We start from the raw sequence: 19,591 nt of genomic DNA, 5'->3' as shown, positions 1-19,591 counted from the left end.
CTGTAATTATTAAATTTATACCTATCAACTAGATAGGTGCTCTCGACTTCCCGTTGATTTGCTGGCACGGTCGTTGCTCCACATTCGCTTTTCAAATTGATGTCACCACTTTGGTGATTTTATTGTGCTAGTGCACAGGATAAGTGCGTAGCGAATTGATGGAGACACTTTACAATGAGCGTAACTGCCAGTCAGGTTCACGGAGCGGTTCAAACCTTGACCCAGAGTTCCGATACTCTTTTCCTTCTACTCGGCGCCATTATGGTATTTTTAATGCACGCTGGGTTTGCCTTCCTTGAAGTTGGAACGGTGCGACACAAAAATCAGGTTAACGCACTGGTTAAAATACTCGCTGACTTTGGTATTTCTGCAATTGCTTATTTCTTTATCGGCTATTGGGTTGCGTATGGTGCTAACTTTTTTGCTGATGCCCAAACTTTGTCTCAAGGTAACGGTTATGAATTGGTCAAATTCTTCTTTTTACTGACGTTTGCTGCCGCAATACCAGCGATTGTATCAGGGGGAATTGCAGAGAGAGCTCGTTTTTACCCGGTACTTGTTGCGACCTTTTTCACCGTTGGGCTCGTATATCCTGTATTTGAAGGCATGATATGGAACGGAAACTTTGGTCTGCAATCCTGGTTTGAAGACCACTTTGGTTACGGATTCCACGATTTTGCAGGGTCCGTTGTTGTCCATGGTGTAGGGGGCTGGATCGCATTAGTTGCGGTAGTGTTCCTTGGTATGAGGAAAGGTCGAATTCGCGCCGGAAAGCACACTAACTTTGCTCCTTCCAATATTCCATTTCTCGCGCTTGGCGCTTGGATTTTGTGTGTGGGCTGGTTTGGGTTTAACGTCATGTCAGCACAAACACTTAATGGAATCAGCGGCCTTGTTGCAATGAACTCTCTAATGGCGATGGTAGGAGGCATTGTTGTGTCTTTGATTGCGGGTAAAAATGACCCCGGCTTCATTCACAATGGCCCACTTGCTGGTTTGGTTGCTGTATGTGCTGGCTCAGATCTGATGCATCCTATTGGTGCTCTAATTACAGGTGGTATTGCGGGTGCCTTGTTTGTTTACCTGTTTACGTACTTGCAAAATAAAACCAAGATTGATGATGTACTGGGGGTTTGGCCTTTACATGGCGTATGTGGCGCGTGGGGCGGCATTGCCGCAGGGATATTTGGCCAAAGCGCACTAGGCGGTTTGGGAGGCGTGAGTGTCAGTGTACAGGTGCTTGGTACTTTAGCTGGCATCACAGTTGCTCTTGTCGGTGCGTTAATCGTCTATGGGGTCATCCATAAAGTATCAGGGCTACGCTTATCAGAAGAAGACGAGTACAACGGTGCAGATCTAGCTATCCATAAGATTTCTTCTACCAGTGAAGACTAAACAAACAATATTCTAAAGCGGCCTTTGGGCCGCTTTTTTGTTTCACTTCACATAAATACAGTAGAACTTGAATGGGTGCGACCATGGTCTAATTCCAACCGCTTCTGATGCTTAACTCTAAGTGCTAAGCTAGCAAAAAAGCATAAGAGAAAGGAATGTCGTATGAAATTTCCGTATCGAAACGTCGTTGTACTTACTGGGGCAGGTATTTCGGCTGAGTCAGGGATTCAGACTTTTAGAGCTCAGGATGGTTTATGGGAAGATCATCGCATTGAAGATGTGGCTACGCCCGAGGGTTTTGATCGCAATCCAGACCTCGTGCAGGACTTCTACAATCAGCGTCGTTTAAAGCTTCAGGAAGAGGGTATAGAACCCAATGCCGCACATTTAGCTTTGGCGCGCCTTGAGAAAGAACTCGAGGGTACAGTAACCATCATCACGCAAAATATTGATAACCTTCATGAGCGCGGTGGAAGTGTGAATGTGATTCATATGCATGGAGAGCTACTGAAAGCACGATGCAGTGAATCTAATCAGGTTGTTGAAGAGAAGGGTGAAGTTAAGACAGGAGACCTTTGTCACTGCTGTCAAATTCCTTCTCAGATGCGACCTCACGTTGTCTGGTTCGGAGAGATGCCTTTGCGAATGGGCGATATCTACGAATCATTAGAAAAAGCCGATTTGTTTATCTCGATTGGTACGTCTGGGGTGGTATATCCAGCCGCAGGGTTTGTACATGATGCAAAAATGCACGGAGCGCATACGCTTGAAATCAATCTTGAACCTAGTGCGGTTGAGAGTGAGTTTGAAGAAAAACGCTATGGTAAAGCAAGTATCGAGGTACCTAAGCTGGTCGAAGAAATCTTAGCGTTGCAAGAGCCAAACGTTAAACACGCTTAATTCAGTCACTCTCGGCGCCTTTGCGCTGAGAGTTTTTCATTTCATACATAGCTTTATCCGTTTTTATCAGGTTCTCTTTTAAGGTTTCAGGTGTAGAGGCCTCAATGCCGTAGCTGAATAGGATTTGTTCTTCGACCAAGTCTTTTTTGATTCTATCGATGAAGGCTTCACCTTCTCCCGGGCCAACCACAATTACAAACTCATCTCCGCCGATGCGAAATGCTTTATCCGTAGGGCTTACCGATGCATTGACGGCTTGCGCGAAACGGATGATGGCTAAATCGCCACTGGCGTGCCCTTGAGTGTCGTTGATTTGCTTGAGGCCATCTAAGTCGATGTAGATTAAATCAAACTGTTTACGTGCGATCGAGAACAGCTTCTTACGGTTAAAAAGCCCTGTTAGCTCATCTGTATACGCATGCTCGCTCATTTGGCGAAACAACCGGGTCACACCGAAAGCAATTAATAGATAGGCAATTTGGATTCCCCCATCTTCAATCAATGTATGGGTGAATTCGTTATTGTCTGTCCATTGATCTAAAACGGGAATTTCCGTCAAGATATCATAAGCTTGATTGACGACTAGGAGTATCAACCCCCATTTTATGAAGGTGTTGTTGCGGTATAATTCACGCGATACGAAGTATATGAAAAGAAGAACGAATAGAGTATTGGCCTCAAAAAGAAGGTCACTATAGGATTCAGGGTTGGTTTGATAACTGATTGTCGTAACCAGTATCGCAAGCCCAGACAGCACGCAGAAGCCAGACAGGAATCTTTTGTACCTTACAATCATAGCGTCCTCGATCCATGAGAAAACAAATAAAGCGGCTTGAGCCGCTTTATTAAGTATATAACTGAAAACAAGTTTACGTTTTTAGTTGTCAACTTTTAACTTTTGGAAGTACTCGTCGTATAGCACGCTTGCTTCACCAACTTCGTCTTGCCAGGTTCCACTGTCCATCACTTCTTGAGGCGGGAAGATGCTTGGATCGTTTGCAAATTCTTCAGGTAGCAACTTATGCGCTGTTGCAACAGGAGTTGGATAGCCGATTTCTAGAGCGATTTTCGCTGCATTTTCTGGGCGTAGAAGGAAATCGATCATCTTATGAGCTGCATCCACATTCTTCGCTTCTGCAGGAATCGCTAGGCTATCCATCCAGAAGATAGTGCCTTTTTCTGGCCAGATAATGTCAATGGATGCGCCTTCCTGACGAGCCATGTAAGCAGAGCCGTTCCAAAGCATACCTAGAGATACTTCACCAGCTAAGTACGGGTTTGCAGGGAAGTCTGAGTTGAACACCAGTACATTTGGCATTAGCTTCTTCAGTTCTTCGTAGGCTGCTTTAATCTCGTCTGGGTTCGTTGTGTTTGGTGAGTAACCCAGTTTAGTTAATGCGATATGGAAAACTTCACGTGAGTCATCCATGAGCATCAACTGGCCTTCCCATTTGCTGTCCCAGAAGTCGTCCCATTTGGTGACAGAAGACTTGTCCAGCATGTCAGAGTTAATACCAATGCCTGTCGCACCCCAGATATAAGGGATAGAATAATTGTTGTTCGGGTCGAAAGGCTTGTTCAGGAAGTTTGTATCAAGATCAGCGAAGTGCGACAGTTTTTTCTTGTCGATTTCTTGCAGCATACCTTCTTTACGCATCTTAGAAACGAAATAAGTAGACGGTACTACTAAATCGTAACCCGATCCTTGAGTCTTAAGCTTGGCATACATGCTTTCATTTGACTCGTAGGTAGAGTAAATAACCTTGATTCCAGTTTCTTTCGTAAAGTCTTCAAGAACTTCATTTGGAATGTATTCAGACCAGTTGTAGAAGTAGAGTTCTTGATCAGCAGCCATTGCAGGTGAAGCGATCAGAGACGCTGCGCAAAGTGCACTTGCATAGAATTTACTTTTCATTCTTTTTCCGTTTTGTTTTTGCTGAATCAGTAAACCGTCAGCCCTGACGATGTTTGGAGATAAAGCCGTGAGTAAAGATGTTTATCGTAACGACAAACCATACAGAAAAGAATTATATCAGCCAATAACGAAAATAGGCAGCTAATGCTGCCTATTTCGAAGAAAATGAATGCTTATTGACCTGCTTTGAGCTTCATGAAGTAATCTTCATATTTCATCGTCAGATCACCAACCGCATCTTGCCATTCAACACGATCTAGATCTTCTTGAGAAGGGAAGAGCGGGGCAACATCTTTAAACTTCGCGTTCGACGCTTCAACGGCGGTTAGGTAGCCAGTGTCACGAGAGATTTGCTCCGCTATTTCAGGCCTTAGAAGGAAGTCGATCATCTTATGCGCTGCGTCTACGTTTGCTGCACCGGATGAAATCGCAAAGTTATCCACCCAACCAATTCCTCCCTCTTTAGGGAATACCAGTTTAAGGTTCATACCTTCACTTTGAGCCGCCGCTGCACTGCCATTCCAAAGCATGCCTACGCCAACTTCACCTGACATATAAGGCGCACCCGGATTATCAGAGTTAAACACTAGAACGTTAGGCATTAACTTTTGCAGCTCAGCGTAAGCTTCGTCGATTTGTTTCGCATCAGTTGAATTGCCCGAATAACCTAATTTTCGTAGCGCAATATGGAACACTTCACGTGTGTCATCCATCAGCATGACCTGACCTTCAAGCTCCGGATTCCACAAATCTGCCCAGCTCTGAAAGTCATTAGGGTCATACATATCGGCGTTAACCGCTAGACCGGTAATCGCAACTACGTGGGGGATAGAGTAGTCATTGTTAGGGTCATAAGGTTTATCTAGATAGTTTTTATCCAGATTATTGAAGTTGCTTAGTTTAGATTTATCGATTTTTTGCAACATACCTTCATCGCGCATTTTGGCGACGAAATATGTCGAGGGTACAACCAAATCGTACCCTTGATTGTGTGTCTTTAGCTTGGCATACAAGGTTTCATTTGACTCATAAGTCGAGTAAATAACCTTAATACCTGTCTCCTTGGTAAATTGCTCCAGAAGGCTGCTACTGATGTATGGCCCCCAGTTCATAAATACCAATTCTTTGTTTTCATCGGCGAGCACTGAACTTGAGAACAGTGAAAGCGCGTATGCACTACCAGCTAAAAAAGTAGCCCATTTTTTCATTGACGTTAGCTCCAAACCAAACGTTGCCGAATGCTATTGAGTAATCGCGTAAGCATAAACGGCGGTCGATAGAAAAACAGAATGGCATCAAGCCATTCTGTTTCATGAAAAAAGATTCAAATCTATTTAACTTTTTCTCTCGCCAGTAACTGAGAAATCACGACTAAGATCAGTGAAACAATCAGCATGACAGTGGCCAGCGCATTCACCTCAGGAGAGATTCCCACTTTAACCATTGAGTAGATCTTGAGTGGCAATATCTCATAGGTTGGCCCGGTCACGAACGAGCTGATGATGACATCGTCCAGAGAAAGCGTAAAACTTAGCAACCAACCTGCGGCCACTGCAGGTTTCGCCAGTGGCAGAATGATTTGTTTGAGAATCACCCATTCGCTAGCACCAAGGTCTTTAGCGGCTTCAAGCATTTTCACATCAAAGCCATTTAAGCGGCTGTAAACCGTAACCACAACAAACGGTAAACAGAAGGTGATGTGTGCAATCAACAAGGTGAAAAAACCCAGTTGTGCACCTAATACCAAGAACAGCGCGAGCAGAGAGATAGCCATAACAATGTCTGGTGACATCATAACAACGAATAACATGCCATTGACTGCACCTTTTCCTTTAAACGTATAGCGGAACAGGGCAACGGCCGTTAGGCTGCCGATCACAGTCGCTGCTGTCGCAGAAAAAATAGCGACATTCAGTGAGTGCCAAGCGGCTTGCATCAAGCTGTCATTGTTAACTAATGTTTCGTACCATTTAGTGGTAAAGCCTCCCCATTTCATGCCGAATTTATTGGCGTTAAACGAGTTAACGATCAATACGATGATTGGCAGGTACAAGAACGCATACACCAACGCCATAAAGCTAAATCTAACTGTACGTCCCATCAGTCTAGCTCCACTTTCTTGTTCAATAACTTGCCTGCTCGATAGTAGGCATAAAGCATGATCGCCATGGCAATAGTGAGCGCGATACTTGTCGCCGCTCCAAACGGCCAGTCTCTGGCATTGAGAACCTGACTTTTAATCACGTTACCAATAAGCAGGTTTTTCGCCCCGCCGAGTAGATCAGCAATGTAGAACATGCCTAACGCAGGAAGAAGCACTAATAAACATCCGCCGATGATACCTGGCATGGTGAGCGGCAGAATGACTTTAGTGATTGTCTGAAACTTGTTTGCTCCAAGATCCTTCGCTGCTTCAATGTATGTATTATCGAGCTTCTCAATAGCAGAGTAGAGCGGCAAAATCATAAATGGCAATAGGATATAGACTAGGCCGATCATCACCGCCGTCTCTGTGTACATCAAACGAATAGGCTTATCGATGATTTCCATTGCCATGAGTGATTTGTTCAACACACCTTGCGTCCCAAGCACAATCTTAAGACCATACGTTCGGATGAGTGAGTTGGTCCAAAAAGGCACTATGACCAAAAACAGCATGATAGGTCGCCATTTCTCAGGCATCTTCGCAACGATATAAGCAAAAGGATAACCAATCACCAAACACAATAGAGTTGCAATGATTGCCATATAGAAAGAGTGCCAAAGCACCTTCGCATACAGCGGATCCATCAGACGAATGTAGTTGTCGAACGTGAAAGTGAGTTCAATTAGATTCGCTTCATCACGAGTCAGAAAACTGGTACCAATAATCATTAGGTTGGGTACAAGCACAAACAGCGCTAGCCAACCGACGACCAGTGTGATGATGGCGTTCTGCAGATTAAGCTTCTTGCTTATCATTGAGAACGACCTCCCAGCTTTCAACCCAAGTAATCGCCACTTTCTGTCCCAATGAATGGTCCACATCAGGATCATCTTCGTTAAAGAACTCGCTGACCATGACGCGCATGCCTGATTCCAATTCAATCACAGAATCTAGAGTCATACCTTTATAAGTACGTTCTGTTACGTGGCCAACAATCCCTTTTTGCTCGGACTCTTTGATTTCTTCTAGGCGAAGATCTTCTGGGCGGAGCAGAACTTGTAGCTTGTCACCGGTTAGTGCTTCTTTATCGTAGTAAACGATCGATTCTACACCTTCGATTTCAGCGCGAATTCGTTTGTCATCCATGCGTTTAATCATGGTTGCATCGAATACGTTAATTTCACCAATGAAGCGAGCAACGAACAAGTTCTTAGGTTCTTCGTAAATCTCTCGTGGAGAGCCATCTTGTTCAATAACGCCATCACGCATAACTATAATGCGATCTGACATGGACAAAGCTTCTTCCTGATCGTGTGTCACGAAGATAAAGGTGATGCCAAGCTGGCGCTGAAGCTGTTTAAGCTCAATTTGCATCTGTTTACGGAGTTTGTAATCCAGTGCAGACAGAGACTCATCAAGCAGTAACACCTTAGGTTTATTGACGACAGCGCGTGCGATGGCGATACGCTGCTGTTGACCACCTGAAAGCTGGTGTGGTTTGCGCTGAGCCATTTTCTCAAGACGAACCATTTTCAATGCTTCCATAACACGCGGTTCGATGTCAGCTGCCGGCACTTTTTGCATACGCAAGCCAAAAGCAACGTTTTCAAACACGGTCATGTGTGGAAACAGGGCGTAACTTTGAAATACAGTGTTGACGTGCCTTTGTTCAGCAGGGACTTGAGTAACATTCTGGTTATCAAGAATGATGTCGCCATTATCAGCGGCCTCAAAACCAGCAATCATCCTCAATACCGTAGTTTTACCACAACCGGATGGGCCTAAAATCGTTAGGAATTCACCGTGGTTCACATCGAGGTTAAGATTTCCGATAATTTCTTTACCATCGAAACTTTTGCTAATGCCAGTTAAACGGATAACTGGTTGTCCTGCTTTTGGTTTAGCGTTCAACGTCTGTTTTTCTCCCACTCCGGCCAACAGAAAATGACCTGTAATTACACAATTTCGAGGCGCGCATCATAATCACCAAAAGTGTGAAATCAAAGCATTTTCTTACCTTGAAACACAAAAAATTTTGCAGGTAAAAGTAAACATTCCTTACCATACTGTTTTTAGACAAATTTAATGCCTGAAACATAGAAAATCTAAGGCAACTTTTGGCTTTACTTACGCATTTAATGGTCAATTATCAACCATGTAGGCAATAAAGCAAGCGGATGAGCGTGAATCGATTTTGGACTTGGAAAGGATTCAGTATAATGTCGGGATATCGCAACATAACTCTTAATCAACAAGTTAGCTTAGTGAAAGATTCATTAAGCACCGGATTCAATAATGAATAATGACATTGAAAAAGATTTCAATTTAGGTGGAAGTGTCGAACGTGCTCTTTCCGGTAACTACGAAATAAAAGCAGGTGAAGTTTTCAGAGAAGCGTGGGGTCATACGATCAAAAACTTCTTGTCGTTTTCTCCCGCTATTATCATTCTGCTTATCGTCCAACTCGCGATTTTCTATGTTGCATTAAAACTGCAACTTGGTGACCCTTCAATCATTCTTGATGCTGTGACAAACCCTGAAGGTATTGATCCAAGAATCATCCAGGCAATATTTGTCGCAAACTTCAGTTATGAAGTAGTGAGCGCACCTATCTATGCAGGTATTAGCTTAATGGCAATGAGCCATGCCGCTGGCTTATCAACAAAGCCTCGCCATATTGGCAAAGGGCTTCAATATACGGTTCCTGTTATTTTGGCGACCTTGTTTAGCTTATTGCTTCAAGGAATTGCAGGCATGCTCCTGCCGTTTCTGTCTATGTATTTGTCTCTTGCATTCAGCAACTCCATCCTTCTCATTTGTGAGAAGCAGATCCCACCAATGCAATCTTTATTACTGTCTTTACGTGCGGTGAATAAAAAGATTTTTGTTTTGGCAGGGATCTATTCATTGGTTATGTTAATGTTCGTGGCAGGAGCCATGTTCTATGGTCTGGGGTTAATCTTTGTTTTACCGTTCTTCTTCCACGTGAAGGGCATCATCTATCGCAATATGTTCGGTATCAAACTCAAGGTTGTCGCAACGGACAGACCGAAAGATGAGGATGACAATGACGACGATTCACAAGTGTTCAATGCGTAAAAGTGAATTCATTGCTATCGCTGCAGCTGGCCTAATCGCCAGCTGTAGTTTTTATAGCTATGAGAAAAATGAAGCTCAGGAACGCGAGCGTAGAAAGCAGGCCCAAACGACAGAGCAATCTATATCGTTTGATGGTCATTCTGTAGGTCAAGCGCCTGACTTTTCAGCTATCACCAATGTGACGGAAAAGAAACAAACGTTTTTCGACTATCTGCGCCCGGGCATTGCTTTGGAAAATCAACGCATTCTTAATGAGAGAAGTCGATTAGATAAAATACAAGCTAACTTCAAATCTGATCAGCTTTCCAATGATGACACGAGTTACGCAAAGCGATTAGGAAAACTTTATAACGTGGAGCTGCTGGGCTCCAAGGGAATTAGCCAGCAATGGCTTGATCAAATGTTTCATCGTGTAGATGTTATTCCAGAAGCGTTAGTACTAGTGCAGGGTGCGAATGAGTCTGCTTGGGGGACATCGCGATTTGCCACCCAAGCCAACAATTATTTCGGCCAATGGTGCTATAGCTCGGGTTGTGGTCTCATTCCGTTACAGCGGGGAGAGGGTATGACACATGAAGTCGCAAAATTCAGTTCTGTACAGCAGTCCATACAGGGCTACTTTATGAACGTTAACCGTAATCGTGCTTACGAAGAATTGCGTGAAATTCGCTACCAACGCCATCTAAGAGGTGAAAGCCTGACAGACACTGATGCCGCTATTGCTTTGACTAATGGCTTGCTGAAATACTCTGAGCGAGGTGAGGCATACGTCAAGGACTTACAAGCGATGATCAGGCACAATCAGGCGTTCTGGGAAGACACCCTTACTAAAAAATAAGTATTATATTCAATGAAAAAATTATCGTTAGCCCTTTTAACTGCCGCGGTGACTTCTGCTGCGGCGTTACCTGTCTCTGCGCAAGAATACATGTTTACCTATTCAAAGCTCTTCACTCATATGAAGCAGAATGTGAAAGAAGGGCATGAAGATGTAAAAGTCGGTTTCTTCTTCCTTAATGCCGATACAAAGCAAAACTGTGTTATTGAGAAAGCATGGATGGAAAAAGAAGAACACTATGAAGAGCTGAAATCTTCGCCATACCATGAGTTGATTGTTCCACTGGACAACAACCTTAAATCAGCTAACCCACTTGTTTTTGTTCAAACGCCAATGGATCAGCGATGTGACTTCTCTATGGTTGTGATGACGAAAGAACCCTTTAACGGTGAGATCGCGTACGCTGATGTAGAAAAGCTGATGCCGCAGATGCAGGCCATGCTTGAAGATTTGGGGGGCATGTTTGCAAGCTGGTTTACTCCAGATGTAGAAGGGGTGACGCTTGAGTTTGCTAACAAATTGAATTCAAAAGTAGAATTCTCTAACGGTTCGAGCAAAGACATCGTTGATGGAAAAGTGCAGGTCGCACTATCAGATATCGGTGAAGGCGGCAAGATGACACTGCCTCAAGAAACAGCTCGTGTCCTGCCTTACCTGCCTAAAGCTAACTAATCCGCTGGGTGTTTATGCAAAAAGGGTCGCTGTTGCGACCCTTTTTTTTAATTCTAAATGCGTTTAGATGTTGGTGACATCAAGTTGTAAGCTAGGATCAAATTCCTGAACCATATCTTCATCAACAATAGGCTGCTTTGGCATTTCTTCTTTGTCGAAACCGATATCGCCACCGTTAATAACACCTGAGTCTTTGTCGATCGATTTAAAATCGAAAAGCTCATGGTCCGCTAAGTGACTTGGAACAACGTTTTGCATTGCACGGAACATACTTTCAATTCGGCCTGGGAAGCGCTTATCCCAGTCGTTTAGCATTTGTTTGATATTCTGACGCTGCAGGTTTGGCTGAGAACCACAAAGGTTACATGGAATGATAGGGTAACCACGCATGTCAGAGAATTTAATGATGTCCTTCTCACGACAGTAAGCTAGTGGGCGAATCACCACATGCTCACCGTTATCTGATACCAGCTTAGGCGGCATGCCTTTCATCTTTCCGCCGTGGAACATGTTTAGGAACAGTGTTTCCAAAATATCGTCACGGTGGTGACCTAGAGCAATCTTAGTTGCACCAAGTTCGTTCGCGGTACGGTATAGAATGCCGCGACGTAGGCGAGAACATAGAGAACAAGTCGTCTTACCTTCAGGGATCTTATCCTGAACAATCGAGTAAGTATCTTCCTCTACGATTTTGTATTCAACACCTAAAGACTCTAGGTATTCAGGAAGAATATGGCCCGGAAACCCCGGCTGTTTTTGGTCTAGGTTAACTGCAATTAGCGAGAAGTTAATCGGTGCGCTTTTTTGCAAACTCATCAGAATATCAAGCATAGTAAAGCTATCTTTACCGCCAGACAGACACACCATAATGCGATCGCCTTCTTCAATCATGTTGAAGTCTTGAATCGCTTGGCCTGTATTACGACGAATACGCTTTTGTAACTTGTTGAAATTGTATTGTTGAGCTTTTGTTAGCTCTTGAGTTTGCTCAGTCATTCGCTTGCAGTCTTAATCAATCATGAAACCAAAATGAAGTGCGTATAATACGGATAAATGAGTCAGATGCCAGTTCTAATAATAGAAGACTATAAAAAATCCCCTCAAGTTACCTTGAGGGGATTCGAAGTCCTAAGTTATACCGCTGTTTTAGGGTCTAATGGGCTGATATACCCTTTAGGTTTCAGAGCCAGAACGTCACAGTTGATCTTATCAATGACGTGCTCCGCGGTATTACCGATAAACACAGCAGACAAACCTGTGCGGCCTGTTGTGCCGACGATAACCATTGCTGCATTAAGCTTTTCAGCGGATTCTGGAATGACGTCTTCAGGAAGGCCTTGCTCTACAATGGTTTGTTGCTCGTCGTAACCATGCTTTTGGCGCAGTGCTTTCATTGCGGTTAGGTGGTGGCCGCGTACTGCATCGCTATAGGTTGTCGGATCGAACTCAGGCAGTTCGATTGTAATGTTAGCAGGAGTCACAGGGTAGGCGTTAACCAGGTAAGGTTGGGCTCCTAAGCGTTCGGTGAGGCTTTTAAGCTGTTCGACCATACTGTCGTTTAAGCCTAAGTGGGTGTCATTTTCAGAGCCAACATGGACAGAGGCGAGAATGCTGGCATCTTCAGGCCAATCGGCATTTTTCACCAATAACACCGGGCAAGGGCATTTACGTAGCAAGTGCCAGTCCGTTGGCGTGAAAATCACTGACTCTAGAACATCGTGCTTACGCGTGCCTTTAATCACGATGTCATGGCTACCCGCGAATGTCTCAGCGACGATGGCTTCATAAGGGCGATTGTGCCACACGACTTTTACTTCAAAATCAATGTCTTCGTTAATGTAGGGTTTAGCGACGTTTTGCATCCATTGCTCACGTTGGCCAATGACACCACGGCGCATTGCGTCACGCTCATCGATAGAGAGCATTGACGTCATGTCATAAGAAAAGTCGTAGATGGATAGGAAGAAAGTCACGTGACTACGAGAACGACTTTTCGCAGCAAGCTGCATGGCACGGGCTAAAGCGGGTTGTTCATCTTTATTGATGTCAGCAACAACTAGTATTTTGTTATAGATACTCATAGTAACTCCTTGGGAGTGGGAGAGTTATATGATTAATGTAGCCTAGCTAGATGAAGATTTTTAGAAAAACAGTGAGGAAGGTGAAAAAAGTATGACGTAGCTCAGTTTTGAGCTACGTCATTGAAGTTATTAAGATTCTGTCGAAACACCAGCCAGTTCCATGAGGGTATCATGATCAAGAATCGTGATGTACTTGCCCTTAACGCTGAGGATTTCTGATTTCTGGAAACGACCTAACAAACGAGAAATGGTTTCAACTGTTAGACCTAGGTAGTTACCAATGTCACCACGCGTCATGGTTAAACGGAACTCACGAGGGCTGAAGCCGCGTTGAGAGAATCGAGTTGACAGGTTGTATAGGAATGCCGCCAAGCGCTCTTCTGCATTCTTCTTAGATAGAAGCAGGATCATTTCTTGGTCGCCTTTGATTTCGTTACTCATCAAACGCATGATTTGCTGACGAAGTTTAGGCATTTTACCTGAAAGGTCATCTAAGATTTCGTATGGAATTTCGCATACCATCGAAGTTTCAAGTGCTTGCGCGAAACTTGGGTGTAGGTCGCCAGTAATGGCGTCAAAACCAACCAAATCACCAGCTAAGTGGAAAGCTGTAATTTGCTCGTCACCTTGTTCTGTGATGGTGTAGCTTTTGATTGTGCCAGAACGAATCGCGTATAAAGACTTAAGATCATCGCCCGCTTTAAAAAGCTCTTGTCCTTTTTGGATTGGCTTTTTACGTTCAATAATCTGATCTAATTGGTCAAGCTCAGACTCATTCAGTGTAAATGGAATACACAGTTGGCTGATACTACAGTCTTGACAGTGAATAGCACATCCGCCGGATTGGATGCGTTTTGTTGCAGGCTTTTCAGAAATCATAACAACCTTTCACGATTTGATATACATCAATATTTTAGCACTCATTAATACTAAAGGGTAGCTAAAAAAGCCGCAGAAAAACAGGGGTATATCATGTTAGTGATAATATAGTTACCGCACCGTAAGCCGTGTAGATCCCGTAAGATAAGATCAATAACGCCCCGAAGTTACGAAATATCGACGATTGTTGCAACTTGTGTAAATAGGTTGCGCCAAAGCCCATGAGCAGCATAGCAGGTAGAGTACCAGCGCCAAACGCTAACATGATTAGAGCGCCATTTAACGCGCTCCCCGATACCGCAGACCAAGTTAATGTGGAGTACACTAACCCACATGGTAACCAACCCCAGATAAAGCCAAAAGGAAGAGCATGGAACGGAGATTTTAATGGCAGTAAGGATTTACCTGCTGGCGAGATGAACTTCCACAGTTTCTGGCCTATCTTCTCAACATAAAGTAGCCCTTGCCACCATCGACCAATATAAAAAGCCAATAGAATCATAAACACAGCGGCACCTAACCTTAGCCATGTTAGCGCATTGTTCATTGTACTGACTTCAGCGATGGAAGAGATGGCGCCACCAACAATAGCACCTATGATGGCATAGCTTATTAGTCTACCGAGGTTGTAGAAGACAGGGACTAGCTTCGAGCTATTGGCTTGCCCCATAGTAAGCATGGAGGCAATGCCTCCACACATCCCCATGCAGTGTCCTGCACCGATGACACCGATCAGCAAGGCACCTAACCAGTCTGGCGTCATTTGGTCTTGCTCTCGTTTTTCTCGTCTTCGTCGAACAAAATATTGTGACCCTGTCGCTCCAAATCCTCAAACTGATCGCTTTTTACCGCCCAGAGGAAGATTGCAATGGCAACACAAACCAAAACGATAGCAATTGGGATAAGAATATAAAGGCTTTCCATCTTATTTACCTTGTTCTTTGAGCAAGCGTAGAGAGTTAGATACTACAATAATTGAGCTTGCAGACATACCAACAACAGCAAAATAAGGCGCAACAAACCCTGCGACGGCTAATGGTAGTATCAAAACATTGTAGCCAAGTGACCAAGCGAGGTTTTCGCGGATAATCTTACGTGTTTGCAGAGCGAGCTTACGAGCTTCAAGAATGCGGTCCAATTGGTCGCCGAGCAGGACCATATCAGCAGAGGCTTTGGCAACATCAGCACCGCCGCCCATCGCGACAGATAGATGGGCACCCGCGAGGGTAGGGGCGTCGTTGATTCCATCTCCAATCATCATGGTAACATCGTTGTCGTCGACGTTTTGCAAGTATTCCAGTTTGTCTTGAGGTTTTGCGCCTGCAACCACTGTTTCGATACCGATCTCTTTGGCGACTACGTCTGCGTTAGATTGGGAATCCCCAGTGAGCAAAGTGACTTTGATACCCGCCTGCTTAAAGCGCTCGATGAATGTTTTAGATTCTGCTCGAATTGGGTCTTGGTAAGTGAAGGTGGCGACATGTTGACCATCTAAGGACAGATACACGGAGTTAGGCTCCGCTTCTGCTTGCTCCCCCAAAATGAAGCTTGCACTGCCGATCTTAACGCTTTGGCCTTGATAAGTACCTTGAATGCCAGAGCCAATAATGTTTTCTACATCATTTACCTGAACTTCCAAGCTTTGATATGACTTAAAAGCTCGCGCGATTGGGTGGTTTGCGTGGGATTCCAGTGAGGCTGCGATCGCTAGAGCTTCGTCTTTTGACGTATCAGAGAAGGTGTTTACTTCGCTGATCACTATGTCGCCGTGCGTCAGCGTGCCTGTTTTGTCGACGATAAGGTGGTTAATCTTACAGAGTGTTTCGAATACGTGCCCTTTACGCAGAAGAATGCCTAGGTTACCCATTCGAGAGGTAGCACAGGTTAATGCTGTTGGTGTTGCTAGAGATAACGCACAAGGGCAGGTAGCCACTAAGACTGAAAGCATGATCCAAAATGCGTCATCCGGTTTGGCCTGATGCCAGAAAAACCACGTACCTGCTGCAATTACTAAAATAATCGCCACAAAGTAACGGGCGACAACGTCTGCAATTTGAGCGATTTTCGGCTTCGACAGCTGCGCTTCGTCTTGTAAGCGGACAATGTTGGAAATCATCGAGTCGGCTTTAGTTGAAGTCACTTCTAGCTCGAACGACTCTTCGCCATTCAATGTGCCAGCATATACGTAATCATCGATATTCTTGACCACTGGCACTGACTCACCAGTTAACATGGATTCATCAATATGGACACGTCCTTTGATGATCTTCCCGTCTGCAGGAACATGCTCGCCCGGAAGAACACGAATTTGATCACCGAGTTTAAGCGTTTTAACAGGAACCTGATCGCCATCTAACTTAGTCGCAATGGCTGGGATGAGCTTGAGCAAGTTTCCGCTTGCTGCGGCAGCTTTGCGTCGAGCTCGCATCTCAAGAAAGCGACCTACGAGGAGGAAGAACGCAAACATAGAAATGGATTCAAAGAAGACTTCACCTTGCTCGGTGACTGTTGCTACCAAACTGGCAAAGTAAGCGAAGATCATGGCCAATGAGACAGGCACATCCATGCCTAGCGTTCGACTGCGAATACTTCGCCATGCATTGATGTAGAATGGAAGGGCAGAGTAAAGCATCACTGGCGTTGCGAAGATTAAACTCACCCAACGAAAGTAGCTTTTAAATTCAGGCTCCAAGTCACCAAATACTTCAAGGTACAATGCAACAGCCAGCATCATTACTTGCATTGTTGCTAAGCCAGCAATGCCTAGTCGATATAGATATTGCTTCATGGACTCATGATAAGCGGCTTCTTGTTTATCTGCTTCAAAAGGTGCAGCTTTGTAACCGAGCTGATGAATGCTAGAGAGCAGTTCGCTGAGTTTAGTTTGGGTTTTATCCCATGCTAGGATTGCTCGGTTTGTCGTGGTATTGACTCGAATAGAGAGAACGCCAGTACGAGTTGAGACTTGCTTCTCTATCAACCATGCACACGCGGCACATGATACACCTTCTAGTGATAAGGTAACTTCGGCTTTGTCTTCAGCGTTTCTTACAAACTCGGACTGGACTTCTTCGTTGTCATAATGAATCAGTGCCTGAAGTTGTTCAGGCACCAAATCGGCTTTTTCTGCAGGGGCTGTTCGATACTGGTAGTAGGAAACCAGTCCGCTATCGACGATAGTCTGAGCTACTGTCTCACAGCCTGGGCAACACATATCTCGTGTTTCACCCAAAATTTCGACTTTGAAATCCGTGTTGGCTGGTACATCTTCACCACAGTGATAACAGGATTTGCACATAGACGCTTCTTAATTGGTTAGTTGTACTGCTGACGATGTTGGGAACTCTACACGGCCTTGGATTAGCCACTTCTCGTCGTGCGGGGTTAGCTCTATAAACCATGGACCTTGAAGCTCACTATCAAGCTTAAGTCGGTACTGACCACTTGCGTCTGATGTAACAAGCTTAGTGAAATCATGGTCAGGAAGGGTTCGGTGAGCAAACATAGCGGTAATTGCTGGGTAATGCTTTAGCTGGCCTTTATCAAACTGAATCACCACAGTGTCGCCTTCGGAGCGAACCGTAGCGTCAAGGCCTAACTCTTTAGTGACTTTGACTCTAGTGATGTCGACGTTAATACCTTTACCTTTCTTGTAATAATCCTCAGTCACTAAGTGAATTGAGTGGTTGGTAAGTATTGCGACTCGAACCAAAGTTAATATAGACACTCCGACCGTTAAGGAGAGTATAAACCAGGGCCAAAACTGCTTATACCAAGGCTTTTCCATACAAAAGTTCTCAATAAAAAAATTAAATAAATTAGGGCTTTAACTGTAAAGGAAAGACGGCCCCTTCAAAAGGGGCCGTTATTGAAATGTTACTTATTATCTGAGTTGCTTAAGCTCCAGACATAAGCTGAAACAAGTTGGACTTTATCTTCGCCCAGAATGTCCTTCCATGCTGGCATTACACCGGAACGGCCATTCATTACAGTTTCAGTTACGTCAGCGCGTGAACCGCCGAACAACCAGTCCTGATCGGTCAGGTCTGGTGCACCAACAGCAGGGTTACCCTTACCATCAGTACCGTGACACGCAGCACACACAACGAAGCGAGCTTTACCAGCTTCGGCTTCACGTGCGTTAACAGAACGTCCAGAAAGGCTTAGCGTGTAGCTAACCACTTCTTTAACGCCTTCTTCGCCTAGCGCGTCTTTCCATGCTGGCATCTGACCGATACGACCTTGCATTACAGTCGTTACGATTGCTTCAGGCTCACCGCCGTATAGCCACGCGTCATCAGTTAGGTTAGGGAAACCTCTCTGACCACGAGCATCAGAGCCGTGACACTGAGAACAGTTCTGTAGGAACAAACGTTGACCTACTTTTACTGCTTCTTCATCAGCGGCAATTTCTGGAATAGGGCGTAGTTCAGAAGAACCATCAACATACGCTAGACGCTTGAAAGCTTCACCGAAGTAAGTTTCTGCATCGTCTAGTTCTTTCGCGTATTGCACAAGTTCTTTGTTCTCTTGAGCTCTAGCGATAGACGCTTTTGATTCTTCAAGCGTTGTTACCAACTGGTCAGAACTCTGCCAGCCAAGCACGCCTTTGAAACTACCCATACCAGGATAAAGTGTGAAGTAAACTGCTGCAAATACGAAAGTACTTACAAACAGATACGTCCACCACTTTGGCAGTGGGTTGTTTAGCTCACGAATACCATCGTATTCGTGACCCATATCTGCACCTTCTTCAACGCCCATTTTATCTTTAAGGCACCAAAACAGTAGTGCAGCACAGCCGACCAGTGTACCGACTGTGATGATGATTATCCAAAGACTCCAAAATGTAGTCATTGCTTAGTCACTCCTTGTTCTTTTGAGGGTGCTTGCTCTTCATCGGCAAAAACAAGGTTCGCAGCTTCATCGAAGCGAGCTTTGCGGTTTTTACCGTAGGCCCACCAAACTACACCTATAAAGCACACGAAAAGCACTATGGTCCAAATACCATGAATAGTACCGATATCCATAATTTCACCCCTTTATTACTTCATTGCGTGACCAAGAGACTGAAGGTAAGCGATGATGGCATCCATCTCAGTTTTACCTTCTACATCTTTAGACGCGTTTGCGATTTGCTCATCAGTGTATGGAACGCCAAACTGATCGCGGAAGATTGTTAACTTCTTCTCTGTGTTCTTACCATCAAGAACATTGTCAGCCAGCCATGGGAAACCAGGCATGTTTGACTCAGGAACAAGCTCACGCGGGTCAATTAGGTGAACGCGGTGCCACTCATCAGAGTAACGACCACCAACGCGTGCTAGGTCTGGACCAGTACGCTTAGAACCCCATAGGAATGGGTGTTCCCAAACACTTTCACCAGCAACAGAGTAGTGACCGTAACGCTCAGTTTCAGAACGGAATGGACGAATCATCTGGCTATGACATACGTTACAACCTTCACGGATGTAAACGTCACGACCTTCCAGCTCAAGAGCTGTGTATGGGCGTAGGTTGTCAACAGGCTCAGTGGTTTGTTTTTGGAAAATAAGCGGGGTGATCTCTACAAGAGCACCCAAGCTGATTGCAAAAACAATAAGAATCGCTAGCAAACCGACATTGCGCTCAACAATTTCGTGGCGATTGTTAGAATTAGAACTCAT

At 44.6% G+C, this 19,591-nt stretch carries 21 protein-coding genes; 5 read left to right on the top strand and 16 right to left on the bottom strand.

Going from position 1 to position 19,591, the window contains the following annotated elements; translation table 11 throughout:
* The first annotated feature begins 174 nt into the window (after nucleotides 1–174).
* Together FIU99_RS08440 and cobB are read left to right on the top strand one after the other, a co-directional pair.
* Nucleotides 175–1,395, top strand: a complete 1,221-nt coding sequence (locus tag FIU99_RS08440) for an ammonium transporter (protein WP_006962290.1) — start codon at nucleotides 175–177, stop codon at nucleotides 1,393–1,395.
* A gap of 162 nt (nucleotides 1,396–1,557) precedes the next feature.
* The gene (gene cobB, locus FIU99_RS08435; RefSeq protein WP_006962289.1) at nucleotides 1,558–2,295 is read left to right on the top strand and encodes a Sir2 family NAD+-dependent deacetylase; all 738 of its coding nucleotides are present in this window, start codon (nucleotides 1,558–1,560) and stop codon (nucleotides 2,293–2,295) included.
* Nucleotide 2,296: 1 nt separating this feature from the next.
* On the opposite strand, the gene FIU99_RS08430 is transcribed toward cobB, so the two are convergent.
* The 6 genes from FIU99_RS08430 to potA all read right to left on the bottom strand — a co-directional run bounded on the left by FIU99_RS08430 (nucleotide 2,297) and on the right by potA (nucleotide 8,285).
* Complete coding sequence (locus FIU99_RS08430; protein WP_019274975.1) at nucleotides 2,297–3,091, bottom strand: GGDEF domain-containing protein; 795 nt, start codon at nucleotides 3,089–3,091, stop codon at nucleotides 2,297–2,299.
* A gap of 81 nt (nucleotides 3,092–3,172) precedes the next feature.
* Nucleotides 3,173–4,210, bottom strand: coding sequence for an extracellular solute-binding protein (locus FIU99_RS08425; protein WP_006962287.1), 1,038 nt, complete (start codon nucleotides 4,208–4,210; stop codon nucleotides 3,173–3,175).
* A gap of 173 nt (nucleotides 4,211–4,383) precedes the next feature.
* Complete coding sequence (locus FIU99_RS08420) at nucleotides 4,384–5,418, bottom strand: extracellular solute-binding protein (protein ID WP_006962286.1); 1,035 nt, start codon at nucleotides 5,416–5,418, stop codon at nucleotides 4,384–4,386.
* Nucleotides 5,419–5,540: 122 nt separating this feature from the next.
* The gene (gene potC / locus FIU99_RS08415; protein ID WP_006962284.1) at nucleotides 5,541–6,311 is read right to left on the bottom strand and encodes a spermidine/putrescine ABC transporter permease PotC; all 771 of its coding nucleotides are present in this window, start codon (nucleotides 6,309–6,311) and stop codon (nucleotides 5,541–5,543) included.
* Nucleotides 6,311–7,171: a spermidine/putrescine ABC transporter permease PotB gene (gene potB / locus FIU99_RS08410; RefSeq protein WP_006962283.1), complete on the bottom strand. Its 861-nt coding sequence runs from the start codon at nucleotides 7,169–7,171 to the stop codon at nucleotides 6,311–6,313. Before potB ends, potC begins: the two co-directional genes overlap by 1 nt.
* On the bottom strand, nucleotides 7,152–8,285 hold the full coding sequence (gene potA, locus FIU99_RS08405) for a spermidine/putrescine ABC transporter ATP-binding protein PotA (protein ID WP_080555960.1): 1,134 nt from the start codon (nucleotides 8,283–8,285) through the stop codon (nucleotides 7,152–7,154). The genes potB and potA overlap by 20 nt, the downstream gene beginning before the upstream one ends.
* A 366-nt stretch (nucleotides 8,286–8,651) precedes the next feature.
* On the opposite strand from potA, the gene FIU99_RS08400 reads away from it, so the two are divergent.
* The 3 genes from FIU99_RS08400 to FIU99_RS08390 are packed head-to-tail and all read left to right on the top strand — an operon-like array spanning nucleotide 8,652 to nucleotide 10,965.
* Entirely contained in the window at nucleotides 8,652–9,455 is an 804-nt protein-coding gene (locus tag FIU99_RS08400; protein ID WP_006962279.1) for a hypothetical protein, read from the top strand.
* Nucleotides 9,448–10,293, top strand: coding sequence for a glucosaminidase domain-containing protein (locus FIU99_RS08395; protein WP_039952422.1), 846 nt, complete (start codon nucleotides 9,448–9,450; stop codon nucleotides 10,291–10,293). Before FIU99_RS08400 ends, FIU99_RS08395 begins: the two co-directional genes overlap by 8 nt.
* A gap of 12 nt (nucleotides 10,294–10,305) precedes the next feature.
* A complete protein-coding gene (locus tag FIU99_RS08390; protein WP_006962274.1) occupies nucleotides 10,306–10,965 on the top strand; it encodes a DUF2987 domain-containing protein in 660 nt (219 codons plus the stop codon).
* A gap of 63 nt (nucleotides 10,966–11,028) precedes the next feature.
* Here FIU99_RS08390 and ttcA read toward each other — a convergent pair whose 3' ends face one another.
* From ttcA to ccoO, 10 genes are all read right to left on the bottom strand, one after another.
* Entirely contained in the window at nucleotides 11,029–11,961 is a 933-nt protein-coding gene (gene ttcA / locus FIU99_RS08385; RefSeq protein WP_006962272.1) for a tRNA 2-thiocytidine(32) synthetase TtcA, read from the bottom strand.
* A 137-nt stretch (nucleotides 11,962–12,098) separates the two neighbouring features.
* Nucleotides 12,099–13,046, bottom strand: coding sequence for a universal stress protein UspE (gene uspE, locus FIU99_RS08380; RefSeq protein WP_006962270.1), 948 nt, complete (start codon nucleotides 13,044–13,046; stop codon nucleotides 12,099–12,101).
* Nucleotides 13,047–13,175: 129 nt separating this feature from the next.
* On the bottom strand, nucleotides 13,176–13,925 hold the full coding sequence (locus FIU99_RS08375) for an FNR family transcription factor (protein WP_006962268.1): 750 nt from the start codon (nucleotides 13,923–13,925) through the stop codon (nucleotides 13,176–13,178).
* Nucleotides 13,926–14,016: 91 nt separating this feature from the next.
* Complete coding sequence (locus tag FIU99_RS08370) at nucleotides 14,017–14,688, bottom strand: sulfite exporter TauE/SafE family protein (protein WP_152472178.1); 672 nt, start codon at nucleotides 14,686–14,688, stop codon at nucleotides 14,017–14,019.
* Nucleotides 14,685–14,849, bottom strand: a complete 165-nt coding sequence (gene ccoS / locus FIU99_RS08365; protein WP_006962265.1) for a cbb3-type cytochrome oxidase assembly protein CcoS — start codon at nucleotides 14,847–14,849, stop codon at nucleotides 14,685–14,687. Before ccoS ends, FIU99_RS08370 begins: the two co-directional genes overlap by 4 nt.
* Nucleotide 14,850: 1 nt before the next feature.
* Nucleotides 14,851–17,223, bottom strand: coding sequence for a heavy metal translocating P-type ATPase (locus tag FIU99_RS08360; RefSeq protein WP_152472177.1), 2,373 nt, complete (start codon nucleotides 17,221–17,223; stop codon nucleotides 14,851–14,853).
* A 9-nt stretch (nucleotides 17,224–17,232) separates the two neighbouring features.
* Nucleotides 17,233–17,712: a FixH family protein gene (locus FIU99_RS08355; protein WP_006962262.1), complete on the bottom strand. Its 480-nt coding sequence runs from the start codon at nucleotides 17,710–17,712 to the stop codon at nucleotides 17,233–17,235.
* Between the two features lie 89 nt (nucleotides 17,713–17,801).
* On the bottom strand, nucleotides 17,802–18,782 hold the full coding sequence (gene ccoP / locus FIU99_RS08350; protein WP_064487386.1) for a cytochrome-c oxidase, cbb3-type subunit III: 981 nt from the start codon (nucleotides 18,780–18,782) through the stop codon (nucleotides 17,802–17,804).
* Entirely contained in the window at nucleotides 18,779–18,955 is a 177-nt protein-coding gene (locus FIU99_RS08345) for a CcoQ/FixQ family Cbb3-type cytochrome c oxidase assembly chaperone (protein WP_006962260.1), read from the bottom strand. Before FIU99_RS08345 ends, ccoP begins: the two co-directional genes overlap by 4 nt.
* Before the next feature lie 15 nt (nucleotides 18,956–18,970).
* Nucleotides 18,971–19,591, bottom strand: a complete 621-nt coding sequence (gene ccoO / locus FIU99_RS08340) for a cytochrome-c oxidase, cbb3-type subunit II (RefSeq protein ID WP_006962259.1) — start codon at nucleotides 19,589–19,591, stop codon at nucleotides 18,971–18,973.

Source organism: Vibrio sp. THAF64 (genome assembly GCF_009363455.1).
Lineage (GTDB): Bacteria > Pseudomonadota > Gammaproteobacteria > Enterobacterales > Vibrionaceae > Vibrio > Vibrio coralliilyticus.
This window is presented reverse-complemented; position numbering and strand designations above follow the sequence as displayed.

Bases quoted from the DNA above. Each gene is read 5' to 3' on its own strand.
- ccoP (WP_064487386.1), bottom strand. From the start codon at position 18,782: ATGACTACATTTTGGAGTCTTTGGATAATCATCATCACAGTCGGTACA.
- FIU99_RS08425 (WP_006962287.1), bottom strand. From the start codon at position 4,210: ATGAAAAGTAAATTCTATGCAAGTGCACTTTGCGCAGCGTCTCTGATC.
- FIU99_RS08375 (WP_006962268.1), bottom strand. From the start codon at position 13,925: ATGATTTCTGAAAAGCCTGCAACAAAACGCATCCAATCCGGCGGATGT.
- ttcA (WP_006962272.1), bottom strand. From the start codon at position 11,961: ATGACTGAGCAAACTCAAGAGCTAACAAAAGCTCAACAATACAATTTC.
- FIU99_RS08430 (WP_019274975.1), bottom strand. From the start codon at position 3,091: ATGATTGTAAGGTACAAAAGATTCCTGTCTGGCTTCTGCGTGCTGTCT.
- cobB (WP_006962289.1), top strand. From the start codon at position 1,558: ATGAAATTTCCGTATCGAAACGTCGTTGTACTTACTGGGGCAGGTATT.
- FIU99_RS08390 (WP_006962274.1), top strand. From the start codon at position 10,306: ATGAAAAAATTATCGTTAGCCCTTTTAACTGCCGCGGTGACTTCTGCT.
- uspE (WP_006962270.1), bottom strand. From the start codon at position 13,046: ATGAGTATCTATAACAAAATACTAGTTGTTGCTGACATCAATAAAGAT.
- FIU99_RS08420 (WP_006962286.1), bottom strand. From the start codon at position 5,418: ATGAAAAAATGGGCTACTTTTTTAGCTGGTAGTGCATACGCGCTTTCA.
- FIU99_RS08345 (WP_006962260.1), bottom strand. From the start codon at position 18,955: ATGGATATCGGTACTATTCATGGTATTTGGACCATAGTGCTTTTCGTG.
- potC (WP_006962284.1), bottom strand. From the start codon at position 6,311: ATGGGACGTACAGTTAGATTTAGCTTTATGGCGTTGGTGTATGCGTTC.
- FIU99_RS08355 (WP_006962262.1), bottom strand. From the start codon at position 17,712: ATGGAAAAGCCTTGGTATAAGCAGTTTTGGCCCTGGTTTATACTCTCC.
- FIU99_RS08400 (WP_006962279.1), top strand. From the start codon at position 8,652: ATGAATAATGACATTGAAAAAGATTTCAATTTAGGTGGAAGTGTCGAA.
- ccoO (WP_006962259.1), bottom strand. From the start codon at position 19,591: ATGAGTTCTAATTCTAACAATCGCCACGAAATTGTTGAGCGCAATGTC.
- FIU99_RS08395 (WP_039952422.1), top strand. From the start codon at position 9,448: ATGCGTAAAAGTGAATTCATTGCTATCGCTGCAGCTGGCCTAATCGCC.
- potB (WP_006962283.1), bottom strand. From the start codon at position 7,171: ATGATAAGCAAGAAGCTTAATCTGCAGAACGCCATCATCACACTGGTC.
- FIU99_RS08360 (WP_152472177.1), bottom strand. From the start codon at position 17,223: ATGTGCAAATCCTGTTATCACTGTGGTGAAGATGTACCAGCCAACACG.
- FIU99_RS08440 (WP_006962290.1), top strand. From the start codon at position 175: ATGAGCGTAACTGCCAGTCAGGTTCACGGAGCGGTTCAAACCTTGACC.
- FIU99_RS08370 (WP_152472178.1), bottom strand. From the start codon at position 14,688: ATGACGCCAGACTGGTTAGGTGCCTTGCTGATCGGTGTCATCGGTGCA.
- ccoS (WP_006962265.1), bottom strand. From the start codon at position 14,849: ATGGAAAGCCTTTATATTCTTATCCCAATTGCTATCGTTTTGGTTTGT.